This window comes from Actinomycetospora sp. C-140, assembly GCF_054796175.1.
Window position 1 is genome coordinate 74,192 of record NZ_JBTWNF010000008.1, and the last position, 14,721, is coordinate 88,912.

Below are 14,721 nucleotides of genomic sequence, written 5' to 3' on the forward strand. Positions count from 1 at the left end.
CGCGCCACACTTCCTGTCGTGGACACCGCCCCACCCGGCCGCGAGCACGAGACGGCCGTGCTCGTCTCGGCGCTGGACGACGCGTGCGTGGGACGCGGCACCGCGGTGCTCATGGTGGGCGAGGCCGGGATCGGCAAGTCGACCCTGCTCACCGGGCTGCTCGACACGGCGGAGAGGCGGGGCGTGTCCGTGCTCCTCGGCCGGACCGGCGCGGACCTCGGCGCCCCCGCGTTCTGGCCGTGGCTGCGCCTGCTGGGCAGTCGCGCGGCGCGGCAGCGGGGCCTCGACCCCGGCGTGCTCGACGGCGCCGGGGACGGCCCGGAGGCCAGCGACGCCCGCGCCCGCTTCCGCGCGATGGCCGACGCCGCCGACGCCCTCGCGGCCGCCGCGGGCGACGGGCTCGTGGTGGCCCTCGAGGACGTCCACGCCGCCGACCCGGCGTCCCTGGCGCTGCTGCACCACCTGGTCGGCGAGGTCGTGGCGACGCGCGGCCCGGCCCTGCTGCTCGTGGCGACGTCACGGGAGCCGGCGCCCGAGGGCCTCGACGCGGCCGTCCCGATCGTGCTGCGCCCGGGGCGGCTCGGGCGCGACCCCGTCCGCGAGCTGCTGCGACGCCGGGACGGCGGCGAGCCCGACGACACCGCCGTCGACACCCTGCTGCGGGTGAGCGCGGGGCACCCGCTGCACCTGCGCGAGCTGCTGCGCGCGCCCGAGGTGCACGCGGAGGCGGTCGCGCCCCTGGTGCGTCGCCGCGTCGCCGGGCTCTCCCCCGCCGCGCAGGACCTGCTGGCCACCGCCGCCGTCGCCGGCGAGGACGTCGAGCTCGACCTCCTCGGCGCGCACGGGTCCGCCGCGCTCGCCGAGGCGCTCGCGGCACACCTGCTGATCGGCGATCCGCAGGACGCCGGGCGGGTGCGCTGGTCGCACGCGCTGGTGCGCGCCGCCTGCCGCGACGGGCTCGCGCCGGCACGGCGGCGGGACGAGCACCGCCGGCTCGCCGACGCCCTGCCGCAGGCCCGAGCGGGCGAGGTCGCGGGGCACCGGCTCGCCGCCGCCGACGCGCCGCGCGCGCGGGCCGCGGCCGCCGCGGCGTGCCGTGCCGCGGCGGAGGACGCGACCGCCCGGCGGGCGCCCGACGAGGCCGCGGACTGGTGCCGGCGCGCGCTGGAGGTCACCGACGACCCCGTGGACGCCGCGGAGACGCGGCTGGCGCTGGCCCGGGCCCTCGTGCGCGCCGACCGCACCGCGGACGCCCTCGCCGCGGCGGCCGCGGTCCTCGAGGTGGCCGAGGACGCGGACCGCGCCGACCTCGCGGCCGCCGCGGCGGTGGTCGTGCGCGGGGTCGGCCCGGACCTGGTCGCGGGGCGGGTCGAGGGGCTCGTGGCGCGCGCCGACGCGCTGCTCGTCGGCGAGGACTCGGCCCGGCGGGCGCGCGTGCTGGCGCAGCAGGCGATGGTCGCGGGCGTCCGCGGGTGGTCCGAGGAGGCGGCGGCCGTCTCCGCCCGGGCGCTCGCGATGGCCGACCGGCACGCCGACGGGCCCGACGGTGCCGACGCGGTCCTGCACGCCCTGCACGCGCGCTACGAGCTGTGCGGCGGGCCGGCCCACATCGCCGAGCGGCTCGCCGTCGGACGGCGGACCATCGCCCTCGGCACCACGGCGCGCCGCCCGGAGGCCCTGGTCTGGGGCCACGTGTGGCGGATCGAGGACGCCTTCGAGCTGGGCGCGCCCGACGTGGTCGACGCCGGGATCGAGGCCCTCGCCGAGGTGGCCGACCAGCTCGGCGGCACCCTCGCCCGGTGGCACGAGCTGCGGGCGCGCGCCGCCCGCGCCCACCTCGTCGGGCGGTACGACGAGGCCTTCGCCCTGGCCGACCGGTTCCGCGAGCTGGGCCGCCGCAGCCAGGACCCGACGGCGGAGTCGATGTACCAGGCGTTCCTGAGCCTGCTCCACCGCGACCTCGGCACCCTCGCGACGTGGCGGCCCGACGAGGACGCCATCGCGCGCACCCGCCGCCTCCCGGTGTTCTGGGCCACCGCGGGCGTCGCGTTCCTCGCCCGCGGCGACGCCGAGCTCGCCCGCACGCTCTACGACGAGCTGCGCCCGCACCTGTTCGCCGTGCCGCCCGGGAACCGGTGGCGGCCCGTCCTGTGCTGCGGGAGCGAGCTGGCCGTCGCGTTCGCCGACACCGAGGTCGTGCGGGCGACCTTCACCCAGCTGCTCCCGCACACGGCGCTGCGCACCGACAGCAGCACCGGCTGCCCCGGCCCCATCGCGCGCTTCGCCGCCGCGGCCGCCCGCGGGCTCGACGAGCACGACGAGGCCGTCCGGCTGGCCGACCAGGCCGTGACCTCCGACCGGCGCCTGGGCGCGATGCCGGGTCTCGCGCGGTCGGGCCTGGAGCTGGGCCTGGCGCTCGCGGCGCGGGGCGGCGCGGCCGACCGGGACCGCGCCCGGAAGGTCCTCGACGAGTCCCGGACGGTGGCCCGCCGCCTGGGGCTGCGCCCGACGCGCGACGGGGCGTCGGCGCTGCTCGCCGAGCTCACGGGCCTCGGGCCGGGCGCGGCGTCCCTGACCGCCCGCGAGCGCGAGACCGTCGCCCTCGTCGTCACCGGGCTGGCCAACCGGGAGGTCGCCGCCCGCCTCGTGGTCAGCGAGCGCACCGTCGAGAGCCACGTCCGCAACGCGCTGGCGAAGCTGGGCCTGCACAACCGCACGCAGCTCGCGGCGTGGGCGGCCGAGGCCCTGTAGCCGGCCCTGCGTACCGCGATCCCCGTGGCACCACGGAGGTCCTTCCCGGCGCCGCGTTCCACGCTCGACGGCATCCACCAGCACACCGAGAGGACGTGGACGCCGTGTTCGCCCGACTCCAGACCGTCAGGTCCCTGCCACCCACCGACGACCCCGACGCCCGCCGCCGCGAGCTCACGGACATCCTGCGCCGGCACGCCGGCTACAGCGGGGCCTACTTCATGGTCTCCGGACCGACCGCCGTGCGGGCCCTGCTGACGCTGTGGGCCACCGAGGAGGACGCCCGCGCCGCCTCTGACCGCACCCGCGCCGCGTACGACGGCACCCCGCCGCCGGTGACCATCGACGAGGACGTCGTCTACGAGGTCGTCGAGGACGAAGCCGGGCCCGACGCCGGCGCCGACGCGACGATCGCCGCCGTGGCCGCGTTCGACGGCCCCTTCAGCGACGCCGGGCGCGCCGCCATGGACCGGATCCACCGCCGGCACGTCATCCCGGCCCTGCGCGCCCTGCCCGGCACCGTCCGGGGGCTGTTCCTGTGGGACCACCGCTCCCGGTCGATGCGCGGGCTGCACCTGGCCACCGACGCGCGCCCGCTCGACGCGGCCCGTGCGGCGGTCGAGGCGACCGATCCCGCCGTGGGCGAGGACCCCGCCCTGGTCTCGCCGCCGGACCGCGTCGACCGCTGGGCTGTGGACGGCGCCGACGTGCCACTCACGGATGCATCCGGGCGCCCTTGACGATCTTGTCGATCCCGTTCCGGGGCCCGTGCACCGCGATGCCGACGAGGTCGAGGTCGTCGCGACCCACCTTCGCGACCGCGGCGCGGTTGTCCGCGTCGTTGCCGGTCGCGAACAGGTCGGCGGTGAAGACAGCGATGCGCAGGCCCCGGCTCAGCGCCCGTCCGTGCGCGGCCCGCAGGACCGCGGCGTCCCCGGCGAACACCATCACCGGCTGCCCGAGCATCGGCAGGTAGGGGGTGCCGTCGGCGTCGGCGTAGGGCTCGCCGACCAGCTCGGGGGTCGCCCCGGTGATCCCGCTGGTGAGGAACGCGGTGACGTTGAGGGCCTGCCAGCCCGCCAGGTCGTCACGCAGCAGGACGGCGATCTTGGTCTCGAAGCTCACGCGACCACGATCGGCCGCCGACCGGGGTGCGGTCTTGTACGTTCCTGGCGTGGGTGAGCGGGTCCGTGCGTGGCGCCCGGCGGTCCCGGGGATCACCGAGGTCTTCCACGCGCACTTCGTGGACCACGCCTACCCGGCGCACACCCACGAGGCGTGGACGCTGCTGATCGTCGACGACGGCGCGGTGCGCTACGACCTCGACCGCCACGAGCACGGGGCGCTGCCGGCCTCGGTGACGCTGCTGCCGCCGCACGTCGCGCACGACGGGCGCTCGGCTCGGCCCGGCGGGTTCCGCAAGCGCGTGGTCTACCTCGACGACGCGGTGCTGCGCGCCCCCGACGGGCCGGCGCTCGCGGGTCGCGCCGTCGACCGTCCGGCGTTCGACGACCCCCTGCTGCGCCGCCGCGTCGACCAGCTGCACCACGTGCTCGACGCGCCGGGCGAGGAGCTGGCCGCGCAGACCCGGCTCGCGCTCATCGCCGAGCGGCTGGCGGCCCACCTCGGGGACGTGACCGCGGAGACCCGCCGGGACCCGACCCTCGCCCACCGGCTGCGGGATCTCCTCGATGCCCGCATGCCCCGGGGTCTCGCGCTCGACGAGGCCGCCCGGGTGCTGCACGCCCACCCGACCCACCTCGTCCGGGCCTTCGGCGCGGAGTTCGGGCTGCCGCCGCACCGCTACCTGACGGGTCGCCGGGTGGACCTGGCGCGACGCCTGGTGCTCGGCGGCATGCCCGCCGCCGACGTCGCGACCGCGGCGGGCTTCCACGACCAGTCGCACCTGACGCGGCACTTCCGTCGCGTCACGGGCACCACCCCCGGGCGCTTCGCCCGGGGGTGGCCCCGCCGGTGATCCCTGGCGCGGTGGCTACTGGCGCGGCGCCTGCTGCTGCGTGGGCTGCTGCTGCGGCTGGGCGGGCTGGGCCGGCTGGACCTGCGGCTGGGCCGCAGACTGCCCGGCCGGGATCTGCGCACCGCCCTGGCCCATCGAGGCCCGGATCTGGTCGAGGCGGCTCTTGCCCGCGTAGTCGCGGGTGGCCTGCTCGACCTCGAGCATGCGGCCCTGCACGCTGTTCTGCGCCAGCTCGGCCTGCCCCAGCGCCGTCGAGTAGCGGCGCTCGATCTTGTCGCGCACCTCGTCGAGCGACGGGGTGTTGCCCGGCGCGGCGACCTCGCTCATCGAGCGCAGCGACGCCGAGACCTGCTCCTGCATCTTCGCCTGCTCGAGCTGGCTGAGGAGCTTGGTGCGCTCGGCGATCTTGGTCTGGAGGACCTGCGCGTTGCGCTCGACGGCCTGCTTGGCCTGCTGCGCCGCGCCGATCGACTGGTCGTGCAGCGTCTTGAGGTCCTCGACGTTCTGCTCGGCCGTGACCAGCTGCGAGGCGAACTGCTCGGCGCTCTGCTCGTAGCGCTGCGCGCCCTCCTCGTCGCCGCGGGCGCGCGCCTCGTCGGCCATCACCAGGGCCTGACGCGCCGACGCCTGCAGCTTCTCGATGTCGGAGAGCTGACGGTTCAGCTTCATCTCCAGCTGGCGCTGGTTGCCGATCACCGACGCCGCCTGCTGCGACAGCGCCTGGTGCTGACGCTGCGCGTCCTCGATGGCCTGCTGGATCTGGACCTTCGGGTCAGCGTGCTCGTCGATCTTCGAGGAGAACGCGGCCAAGAAGTACCGCCAGGCCTTGACGAAGGGGTTGGCCATCTGCTCCCGCCCAACTCGTGACGTCGATCCGGCTCAGGCGGGCGACATCCGCGCCTGGTCTGACCCCATCGTCTCACCTCCTCGCGGAGGCTTCCACCGGCCCACCGATCACCGGCTGCTGCGCCCGCGCGGATCTCACGTGACCTCACGGGGAGATCACGCGGGAGTCATGCCGCGACGCGCACCACCGGCGTCGAGCGGCCGGCCGACGAGGTCGCCGACCCGCCCGCGAGGCCGACGAGGCGCACGGTGGTGCCGCCCTCGACCGGCGCCACGACCTCCTCGCCCGTGCCGGGGACGCCCTCGGGCTCCGGCAGCGCGACGGTCTGCGGCAGCGGCGGGTCCGCGGGCTCGGGCGGCGTCGGCAGCGTGGCCGACATGCTGGCCGACATGCTGGCCGACGCGGCGGCACCGTCCGAGGTCCCGTCGCCCGCCTCGAAGGCCTCCTCCACGGCGGTGCGCAGGGCCTCGTCGACGGGCTGCTCGTCGATCGCCCCCGCGCCGACCCCGGCCGGCACGCGCCGACGGACCGGGCGCAGCGCGTCGGCGACCTCGTCGAGCAGCTCCGGCAGCGGCAGGCCGAGCGCCTCGCAGATCGCCGCGAGGAGCTCGCTGGACGGCTCCTTGCGGCCCCGCTCGATCTCGGACAGGTAGCCCAGGCTCACGCGCGCCTCCTTCGAGACGTCGCGCAGCGTGCGGCCCCGCTCGGTGCGGGCCTGACGGATCGATCCGCCGATGGCCTCGCGCAACAGCAGCGACATGCCACACCTCCCAGCGCCGGCCGTGGTGAACCCTGGGCAGGACCTGGACCTGCCCGACCGGGCGTCGACGACCGTGTCCGTCCACCGTACCGAGATCGACGCCGCCGGGACGGTGACGCGGGCCCCGCCCTGTTCGTCGAGAGCGAACAGTTCCGTCAGGTCGCCCGGCCGCGCGCCCGCAGGCGCAGCGCGCGCACGAGGTAGTCGACGCCCGTGACGACGGTGACGACGACGGCGGCGACCATGAGCACCGCGACGGCCGGGTCGAGCCAGGTGGGCAGCGGCATGATCGCGAGCCCGAGCGCCACCGTCTGCAGCACCGTCTTGATCTTGCCGCCGCGGCTGGCCGGGATCACGCCGTGGCGCAGCACCCAGAACCGGAGCAGGGTCACCCCGATCTCGCGGACCGCGATCGTGACCGTCACCCACCACCCGAGCTCGCCGAGCAGCGACAGCCCGACCAGCGCGGACCCGGTGAGCGCCTTGTCGGCGATCGGGTCGGCGATCTTGCCGAAGTCGGTGACGAGACCCCAGCGGCGCGCGAGGTCGCCGTCGAAGGTGTCGGTCAGTGACGCGATCGCGAACACGGCGAACGCGGCCCACCGCCACGCCGCGCTCTGTCCCCCGTCGACGAAGAGGACGACGAGGAACACCGGCACGAGCACGAGGCGCACGACGGTGAGCGCGTTCGCGATGTTGACCAGGGGTACCGGAGGCGCGACGACGCCGCCGGCCGTGGTGGCCGACGCGGTCGGGGACGGGGCACCGGGCGTGGAGCCCGGCCGCGGGGAGGTCACCGGGCCCCGGCGCCGGCCGGGACGCCGGCGGCGGTCTCGTCCGACCGGTCCTCGGTGAGCGCGAGCGCCTCGACCACGAGGTCGAGACCCTCGGCGTCGACCACCCGGCCGGTGACGACGTCGCCCGGCGCCAGCGCGTCGAGCAGGTCCTCGTCCCCGACCAGCCGGCACTCGCCGTCGACGTCGGGACCCTGGTGGGCGGCCCGGCCGATCCAGGACTCCTCGTCGGGCTCCCAGCGTTCGGCGAGCACCTCGACCGTCGTCCCGACCCGCCGCGCCGCCCGGTCCTCGGCGACGTGCTCGGCGAGGCGGGTGACGCGCTCGACGCGCGCCGCGATCTCGGTGGGATCGACCTTGCCGGGCAGGTCGAGCGCCTCGGTGCCGTCCTCGTCGGAGTAGCCGAACACCCCGACGGCGTCCAGCTCGGCCTCGGACAGGAACGCCTCGAGCTCGGCGAGGTCGTCCTCGGTCTCGCCGGGGAAGCCGACGATGACGTTGGAGCGGATGCCGGCCTCGGGGTCGAGCGCGCGGATCTCGCGGCAGAGCGCGAGGAAGGTCTCGCGGGAGCCGAAGCGCCGCATCCGGCGCAGCACCGGGGCGCTGGCGTGCTGGAAGGACAGGTCGAAGTAGGACGCGACGCGCGGGGTCTCCGCGATCGCGCGCAGCAGCGGCGGCCGGACCTCGGCGGGCTGCAGGTAGGAGACGCGGACCCGGCGCAGCCCCGGCACGGCCGCGAGCTCGCCGAGCAGGCGCTCGAGCGCCCCGCCCGCGGCGCCCCCGGCGTCGATGTCCTTCCCGTACGACGTGGAGTTCTCGCTGACGAGCATCACCTCGGCCGCGCCGTGGTCGGCGAGCCAGGCGCCCTCGGCGACGACGTCGCGCGGGTCGCGGGAGACGAAGGCCCCCCGGAACGAGGGGATCGCGCAGAAGCTGCAGCGGCGGTCGCACCCCGAGGCGAGCTTGAGCGGGGCGACCGGTGCGTCGTCGAGCCGCTGCCGCGGTACCTCCGGCAGCCACTCGTGGCCCGGGATGGACCCGCGCTCCACGGCCTCGGGCCGCTTCACCGGGCTGATCGGCAGCAGCGTGCGCCGGTCGGAGGGGGTGTGCGACGCGAGCGGGCGCCCGGCCAGCACGTCGTCGAGGCGGGACGGCAGGTCGCCGTAGTGGTCGAACCCGAGCACCGCGGACGCCTCGGGCAGGGCCTCGGCGAGCTCCGCGCCGTACCGCTCGGCCATGCAGCCGACGGCCACGACCTTCGCGTCGCCGCCTCCGGCGGCGAGCACGGCGTCGATGGAGTCCTTCTTGGCCTGCTCGACGAACGTGCAGGTGTTGACCACGACCACGTCCGCGTCCCCGGCGTCGTCGGCTGCGACGTCCCAGCCCTCGGCGGCCAGCCGCCCGGCCAGTTCCTCGGAGTCGACGTCGTTGCGCGCACACCCGAGCGTCACGAGCGCAGCACGAGGACGGCGGCTCGATGGCTCAGGGGGTTCCGGGGAGCGCTCGACCACCTCCCCAGCCTATCGGCCCGACCCCTGGCCTACCCTCCGCTGGTGGTGAGCGCCCGGTGACCCCTGCTGCCGAGACCGCCCCCGAGACCGCCGCCCCGGTGCTCCTGCGGCGCGCGCGCACCGCCGACGTGCGGGGCATCAAGGCCCTCGTGGACTCGTTCGCCGACGACAACATCCTGCTGCGCAAGCCGCTGGTCACCCTCTACGAGACGGTCCAGGAGTTCCGGGTCGCCGTGCGGGGCCGCGACGTCGTCGGCTGCGGCGCGCTGCACGTGCTCTGGGAGGACCTCGCCGAGATCCGCACCATCGCGGTCGGTCCGGGGATGCGGGGCGCGGGCATCGGGCACGGGCTGGTCCACGAGCTCATCGCCCAGGCCCGCGCGCTCGGCCTGCGCAGCGTCTTCGTGCTGACGTTCGAGGTGGAGTTCTTCGCCCGGCACGGCTTCCGCGAGATCGAGGGCTCGCCGGTGTCACCCGAGGTCTACGCCGAGATGATGCAGTCGGCCGACGAGGGCGTCGCCGAGTTCCTCGACCTCGCGTACGTCAAGCCGAACACCCTCGGCAACACCCGCATGCTCCTGGAGCTCTGACTACAGGACGATCGCCGCCAGACCGAAGACCAGGGCGTTGTTGACGCCGTGGGCCAGCACACCGGGCCAGACCGACCCGCTGCGGCGCAGCAGCAGGGCGTTGACGACGCCGAGCACGAACGCGGCGGGCAGCACGATCGAGACGCCGTGGGCGAGCGCGAAGACGAGCGCGCTCGCGAGCACCGCGACCCCGGCGCCGTAGCGCCCCAGCGCCGTGGTGACGACGCCGCGGAAGAGCAGCTCCTCCCCCACGGGCACGAGGACCGCGCCGAGCAGCATCATGAGGGCGAACGTGGGCAGGTCACCGGTCAGCCCCGGGAGGAACCCGGCCTGGGGGTTCGACATGTCCCCGGTCGCGAGGACGTACCCGATGATGATCACGCGGTTGACGGCGAACCCGACGACGCCGCCCGCGACGCCGACGAGCAGCCACCGCCACGACGCGGCGCGCACGCCGATGGCCGGCAGCGACCGCACCCGCACGGCGACGGCGAGCAGCGCCGCGCCGAGCGCGGCCGCCCCGGAGATCCCGATCGCGACGACGGAGAGGGCCGCCGACCCCGGCCGGAGCAGCCCGCCGAGCAGGATCGCGGCCAGGGCGGTGAGGGCGAGGTAGGCGACGGCGCCGACCGCGATCTCGGTCCAGCCGGGGCGCGGACGCTCCGGGGCACCGGACGCGGGGCCCGGGTCGGTCGGGCCGGGCGGGACGGGGCCGGGGTCGGCGGGCTGCGTGGGTGTCGACACGACGTCTCCTCCTCGGGCGGCGATCGGACGTCGTCGACGCTAGGGACGCGAGGGCCGGTGATCGTCCCTCGCGATGCGGATCCCCGCCCGGGCGTCTCCTCCTCGAGGAGGAGGGACCACGATCGCGATCTCGGTGACGATCGGTGTCACATCCGAGCGGGTTCGTCACCGGGACGGCGATCTGGACCCGGCGGGCTCGGCGTCGGCATCCGCGTCGAGCAGCCCGGCCGCACGACGCGGCAGGTGCGCGAGGACGCGCCAGCCCGGCCCCCACGGTCCGGCCTCGACGGTCCCGCCGACGAGGGCGGCGCGCTCGCGCATCCCCACCAGCCCGAGGCCCGAGCCCTCGCGCGCCGCGCGGTGGCCGGGCCGCACGCCGTCGTCGACGACCTCGACCGTCACGCCGTCGTCGCCGTGGCGCACGGACACCCGCGTCGGCGTCGGTCCGGCGTGGCGCAGCGCGTTGGTGAGCGCCTCGGTGACGATCCGCGCGGCGAGCACGTCCGCCTCCGGGCGGTCTGCCGGGGCGTCGCCGACGACCTCGACCTCCACCGGCAGCCCGGCGTCGCGCACCGGCCCGGCGAGCGCCCCGACGGCGTCGGTGTCGAGGACGTCGAGGACGGGGCGCGCGGCGCCCGGAGCGCCCTCCAGCAGGGTCGCCAGCGCCGCGGCGATCCGCTCGCCGGCCTCGTCGATCGCGGCGAGCGTGTCCGGGTCGGGGTCGAGGCGCGCGGCGTGGAGGGTCACGACGAGCGCCGACAGCTCGTGGGCGAGGACGTCGTGCAGGTCGCGGGCCAGGCCGAGCCGCTGCGCACGGACCTCCCGCAGGGCGCGCTCCGCGGACCGGTCGGCGGCGCGGCGGGCCTCGGCGGCCGCGGCGCGGCGCTGCAGGACCCCGAGACCCCAGATCGCCGGGACCAGCACGTACGACAGCACCCAGGTGGCCTGGCCCTGGTCGACCGCCGCCGGGACGTCCGTGGTCAGGGTCGTCACGAGGACCACGGTCGAGCACGCCGCGACGGTGACGGCGGACGCGACCGTCCCCGCCCCCAGCCCGGCGCCGAAGACGAGGATGCTCCAGGCCGCCTCGGTGACCAGGTGCGTGCTGTGCAGCAGCGCGGCCGCCGTCGATCCCGCCGTCGCCACCACCAGCGCCGGCAGGGGCGCGCGGCGCCACCACGCGAGGGCGCCGACCTGGACGAGCAGCGGCAGCAGCCCGGCGGGGCGGGAGAGGTCGACGTCGACCAGCGCGAGCGTGTCCGCCAGCGGGCCCGGGCGGGCGTGGGGGATCGCGACCGCGGCCACGGCGGCCGAGGCCGCGACCAGCCCCGCCGCCACGGCGGCGAGCGCCGCCCCGCCCCGGGTCGGGAGCCACCGCGGGTTCGGCGGTGCCGGCGGGTCGGCCGCCGGCGCGTCGGGCTCCGACGTCGGCGCGCGCAGCAGGTGCAGGGCCCGGCGCATCCCCGCGAGGGCGGCCCGGGCCTCCGCGGCGACGACGGTGAGCCGGGCGTCACGGTCGGTCGCGGTCGCCGGCAGGGCGCGGACACCGGCGACGACCCGCTCGACGCGGACGGCGACGAGGTCGCGGAGGTCGCCGGCGAGCCGGTCGCGCTGGGCGGCGAGGGCGTCGGCGAGCCGGTCACGCTCCTCCTGCCAGCGCCGCGCCGCGATCCGCGCGGCGCGCCCCCGGGCGACCACCGCGACGGCGGCCGCCGCGACCAGGACGAGGCCGACGTTCAGGAGCAGTCCCACCGCGATCCCGAGCGCCGTGGCCGGGTCGGTGGGGCGGTCGGCGATTCCGGCGAGCAACGGGGCCAGCAGCGTCGTCGCGACGAGCGCCACGCCGCCGGGCACCGGGCGGGACCGGCGGACGACACCGAACACGAGCACCGCCCACGTCCACGTCGCGGGCGAGGCCGCCAGCGCCCAGACCTGCGGGACGGAGGCCGCGAACACGACCAGCGCGCCGATCGGGCGCTCGCGGCGCCACAGGGCCGGGACGGTCTGCAGCGTGCCGGCGACGAGGGCGGTCACGACGATCCGGGTGGGTTCCGGGTTCCCCGACCACCGGCCCAGCGCCAGCGCGCTGATCGTCACCATGACTAGCAGGACGCCGATCACGACGGCGTCGCCCGCCCGCAGCTCGGGCAGCAGCCCGGTCCAGCGGCGGATCCTCACGACGGCCGGGCGGGCACCAGGCCGCACGCGAAGGCGTGGACGACGAGCTGGACGCGGTCGCGCCGGCCGAGCTTGCGCAGGAGGTGGGCGACGTGGGTCTTCACCGTCGACTCCGCCACGACCATCTCCGCGGCGATCTCGGCGTTGGACAGCCCGCGGGCGACGAGCACGAGCACGTCGTGCTCCCGCGCCGTGAGCCCCTCGGGCGGGCCCTGCGGGGTCTCGGGAGCGGGCTCCCGCGCCACCCAGTCGCGCACCAGCCGGGTCGTGACCGACGGCGCGAGCAGCGACTCGCCTGCGTGCACCGTGCGGACGGCGCGCACGAGGTCCTCGGGGTCGGAGTCCTTGAGCACGAAGCCGCTCGCCCCGCCCCGTAGAGCGCGGCGGACGTAGTCGTCGACGTCGAACGTCGTGACGACGAGGACCCGGGTGTCGGGGTGGGCAGCGGTGATCCGTTCGGTGGCCGTGAGCCCGTCGCCGCCGGGCATCCGCACGTCCATCAGCACGACCTCGGGGCGCAGGGACGCGACCGCGGCCTCGGCCGCCGGCCCGTCGCCCGCCTCGCCGACGACGTCGATGCCCCCGGCCGCGGTGAGCACCGTGCGGAAGCCCGTCCGGACGATCGGCTGGTCGTCCACGAGCAGCACCCGGATCCCCACGTGGCGCATCGTGCCAGGTCACGTGCCCGACGACGTGGCCGCGAGCAGCCGGTCCCATCCGCCCCGCTGCTCGGCGCCGTAGTGGTGCCCCGCCCCGGCCGGGGCGCCGACCGCGGCGAGGAGGTCCACCGACGTCTGCAGGAACGAGACGACGGGGACCCACGGCCGGCCGGTGGGCCGGGACGGCGGCTCGACGAGCAGGCGCGGCGACCAGACCGCGGCGGGATCGCCGGGATGCGCGAGCACGACGACGGGCCGGCCCCCGGCGCCGATCACCGTGTCCGCCGGCGGCCCGACCCAGAACGCGCCGTCGGCCCGCTCCGGGTGGGCGGCCCAGGCCTGCGCTCCGGCCAGCGCGCCGAGGCTCTGGCCGTAGACGAGCACCCGGGAGGAGCCGGCGACCCGCGCGACCGCGGCCAGCACCGCGTCCGTCGTCGCCACGGCCTCGTCGCGGGCGGTCAGGTACGACACCCAGCTCGGGGCGTCGTCGTAGGCGACGGTCACGGTCGCGACGTCGCCGCCGGTCGCCGCGTCGAGCGTCGCGAGCGCCTCCTCGTCGACCCATCCCGAGCCCGTCGGGACGAGCACGACGATCGTCCGACGCGCGGTGCCGCCCGCGCGCTCGAGGGCGCCCACCGCCGCGCCCGCCCGCTCCTCGGGCGTGCCGGGACCGAGCGGGACGGCGACGTGCACCGGGGAAACCGTCGGCACGTCCGGGCTCCCTGTGGGCGCCGCGACGGCCGGCCCGGGACCGAGGCCCACCAGCACGGCGACGGCGAGCACCGGCGCCACGACCCGCATCGCCCGACGCCGGACGAGCACCACTGCCGCCGCGACGGCGACGATCGGCGCCCAGCCCACCACCGGCAGCCCCAGGTCCGCCCGCTGCACGTCCTGCGCCCCGAGCGTGACCGCGACCCACACGGCGGTGGCCACCGCGCCCGCGACGCCGAGCCGCCACCGCACCCACCCGCCCAGCCACCAGCCCAGCCCCAGGAGCACCGCCGACTCGACGAGCTGCGTGACGACCCCGCGCGGGAGCATCGGCGGGTACGTCGACACGGCCAGGAGCAGCGCGGCCGGGAGCGCCGAGCGGGTCGGGGATCGGGGGGCGGGGTCGCCGGCCGCGGGCGGGCCGACGACCGGGGTCACGCCGGGTCCCGCTCGAAGGGACCGTGCTCGACGACCGGCACGCTCCAGCCCTGTCGCCACGAGTTGACGGCGACGACGACGTCGGCGAGCCCCGCGACGAGGTGGCAGCGCGTGAGGTCGACGACGCCCCGCGCCGCGAAGGTCTCGGTGCAGGCGGCGGCGAGGTCGCGGGCCAGCTGGCGGTCGAGGGCGGCGCGCGCCCATCCCCCCAGCGGCGCCCCCCGCCGGTTGGCGTAGCGCAGCAGGTCGTAGCCCAGGTCGTGCGCGCGGCAGGCGTCGTCGAACGCCGCGGGCAGGGCGATCGGGGACGAGCACCCCCCGCCGGGGTCGAGCAGCATCCCGTCGACGACGGCCGGGTGGCGCGACGTGCCCGCGGTCGCGGCGACGTAGGCGACGGGCAGCCGGGAGCCGACGCGCCCGGGTCCGGGGTTCTCGCCGGTGAGGTCGGCGACCGCGCGGGCCGCGTCCGGGTCCTCGGCGCCGCGCGCCGGCACCGTCGCCTGCCCGGTGCCGGTGGCGAGCACGAGCCCGGCGATCACGGCGAGGACCACGAGCAGCGTCGCGGTCGCCGGCCGGCGCAGGAAGCGCGTGCGGCGGGGCCACGTCACCCGGGGCAGCGAGGGAGCAGGGGTGTCGGTGCAGGTCATGGGGGAACGCTCGCCACCGAGGGCCTCGGCGGGCGTCGGGCTGGGGAGCCGTCGTGGGAGCAGGACCACGGTGCCATCACCGCCGCGGCGTCATACCGGGGGGTGAGGAC

Annotated in this window: 13 protein-coding genes and 1 pseudogene; 4 read left to right on the forward strand and 10 right to left on the reverse strand. The window is 77.1% G+C overall.

Going from position 1 to position 14,721, the window contains the following annotated elements; all coding sequences use genetic code 11:
- The first annotated feature begins 18 nt into the window (after positions 1-18).
- The gene (locus ACR9E3_RS14950; RefSeq protein ID WP_460381083.1) at positions 19-2,751 is read left to right on the forward strand and encodes an AAA family ATPase; all 2,733 of its coding nucleotides are present in this window, start codon (positions 19-21) and stop codon (positions 2,749-2,751) included.
- A gap of 95 nt (positions 2,752-2,846) precedes the next feature.
- On the forward strand, positions 2,847-3,491 hold the full coding sequence (locus ACR9E3_RS14955) for a hypothetical protein (protein ID WP_460381084.1): 645 nt from the start codon (positions 2,847-2,849) through the stop codon (positions 3,489-3,491).
- On the opposite strand, the gene ACR9E3_RS14960 is transcribed toward ACR9E3_RS14955, so the two are convergent.
- Complete coding sequence (locus ACR9E3_RS14960; protein WP_460381085.1) at positions 3,466-3,876, reverse strand: DUF2000 family protein; 411 nt, start codon at positions 3,874-3,876, stop codon at positions 3,466-3,468. The two genes, ACR9E3_RS14955 and ACR9E3_RS14960, sit on opposite strands and share 26 nt — an antisense overlap.
- A 49-nt stretch (positions 3,877-3,925) precedes the next feature.
- On the opposite strand from ACR9E3_RS14960, the gene ACR9E3_RS14965 reads away from it, so the two are divergent.
- Positions 3,926-4,729 (forward strand): helix-turn-helix transcriptional regulator, encoded by an 804-nt coding sequence (locus tag ACR9E3_RS14965; protein ID WP_460381086.1) that lies wholly within the window; start codon positions 3,926-3,928, stop codon positions 4,727-4,729.
- A gap of 15 nt (positions 4,730-4,744) precedes the next feature.
- On the opposite strand, the gene ACR9E3_RS14970 is transcribed toward ACR9E3_RS14965, so the two are convergent.
- The 4 genes and pseudogenes from ACR9E3_RS14970 to rimO form a co-directional block, all read right to left on the reverse strand.
- Positions 4,745-5,575: a PspA/IM30 family protein gene (locus tag ACR9E3_RS14970; protein ID WP_460381087.1), complete on the reverse strand. Its 831-nt coding sequence runs from the start codon at positions 5,573-5,575 to the stop codon at positions 4,745-4,747.
- Between the two features lie 544 nt (positions 5,576-6,119).
- Positions 6,120-6,336: pseudogene (locus ACR9E3_RS14975) on the reverse strand (helix-turn-helix domain-containing protein); the annotation flags it as partial.
- A 155-nt stretch (positions 6,337-6,491) separates the two neighbouring features.
- Entirely contained in the window at positions 6,492-7,133 is a 642-nt protein-coding gene (gene pgsA, locus ACR9E3_RS14980) for a CDP-diacylglycerol--glycerol-3-phosphate 3-phosphatidyltransferase (protein WP_460381088.1), read from the reverse strand.
- On the reverse strand, positions 7,130-8,581 hold the full coding sequence (gene rimO / locus ACR9E3_RS14985) for a 30S ribosomal protein S12 methylthiotransferase RimO (RefSeq protein WP_460381089.1): 1,452 nt from the start codon (positions 8,579-8,581) through the stop codon (positions 7,130-7,132). Before rimO ends, pgsA begins: the two co-directional genes overlap by 4 nt.
- 116 nt (positions 8,582-8,697) lie before the next feature.
- Between rimO and ACR9E3_RS14990 the strand changes: the two genes are divergently transcribed.
- Positions 8,698-9,231, forward strand: coding sequence for an amino-acid N-acetyltransferase (locus ACR9E3_RS14990; RefSeq protein ID WP_460381090.1), 534 nt, complete (start codon positions 8,698-8,700; stop codon positions 9,229-9,231).
- Here the strand turns inward: ACR9E3_RS14990 and ACR9E3_RS14995 are convergent, their stop codons facing one another.
- The 5 genes from ACR9E3_RS14995 to ACR9E3_RS15015 all read right to left on the reverse strand — a co-directional run bounded on the left by ACR9E3_RS14995 (position 9,232) and on the right by ACR9E3_RS15015 (position 14,611).
- Positions 9,232-9,975, reverse strand: a complete 744-nt coding sequence (locus ACR9E3_RS14995) for a lysostaphin resistance A-like protein (protein WP_460381091.1) — start codon at positions 9,973-9,975, stop codon at positions 9,232-9,234.
- 165 nt (positions 9,976-10,140) lie between these two features.
- Positions 10,141-12,153 carry a sensor histidine kinase gene (locus ACR9E3_RS15000; RefSeq protein ID WP_460381092.1) on the reverse strand — a complete coding sequence of 671 codons (2,013 nt, stop codon included), beginning with the start codon at positions 12,151-12,153 and terminating at the stop codon, positions 10,141-10,143.
- Positions 12,150-12,812 carry a response regulator gene (locus ACR9E3_RS15005; RefSeq protein WP_460381093.1) on the reverse strand — a complete coding sequence of 221 codons (663 nt, stop codon included), beginning with the start codon at positions 12,810-12,812 and terminating at the stop codon, positions 12,150-12,152. Before ACR9E3_RS15005 ends, ACR9E3_RS15000 begins: the two co-directional genes overlap by 4 nt.
- Positions 12,813-12,830: 18 nt before the next feature.
- Entirely contained in the window at positions 12,831-13,964 is a 1,134-nt protein-coding gene (locus tag ACR9E3_RS15010) for an alpha/beta-hydrolase family protein (protein ID WP_460381094.1), read from the reverse strand.
- Positions 13,961-14,611, reverse strand: coding sequence for a hypothetical protein (locus ACR9E3_RS15015; protein WP_460381095.1), 651 nt, complete (start codon positions 14,609-14,611; stop codon positions 13,961-13,963). Before ACR9E3_RS15015 ends, ACR9E3_RS15010 begins: the two co-directional genes overlap by 4 nt.
- Between the last annotated feature and the right edge of the window lie 110 nt (positions 14,612-14,721).

Excerpts from the sequence above, each read along its gene's own strand:
- ACR9E3_RS15015 (WP_460381095.1), bottom strand. The coding sequence starts at position 14,611 with ATGACCTGCACCGACACCCCTGCTCCCTCGCTGCCCCGGGTGACGTGG.
- ACR9E3_RS14970 (WP_460381087.1), bottom strand. The coding sequence starts at position 5,575 with ATGGCCAACCCCTTCGTCAAGGCCTGGCGGTACTTCTTGGCCGCGTTC.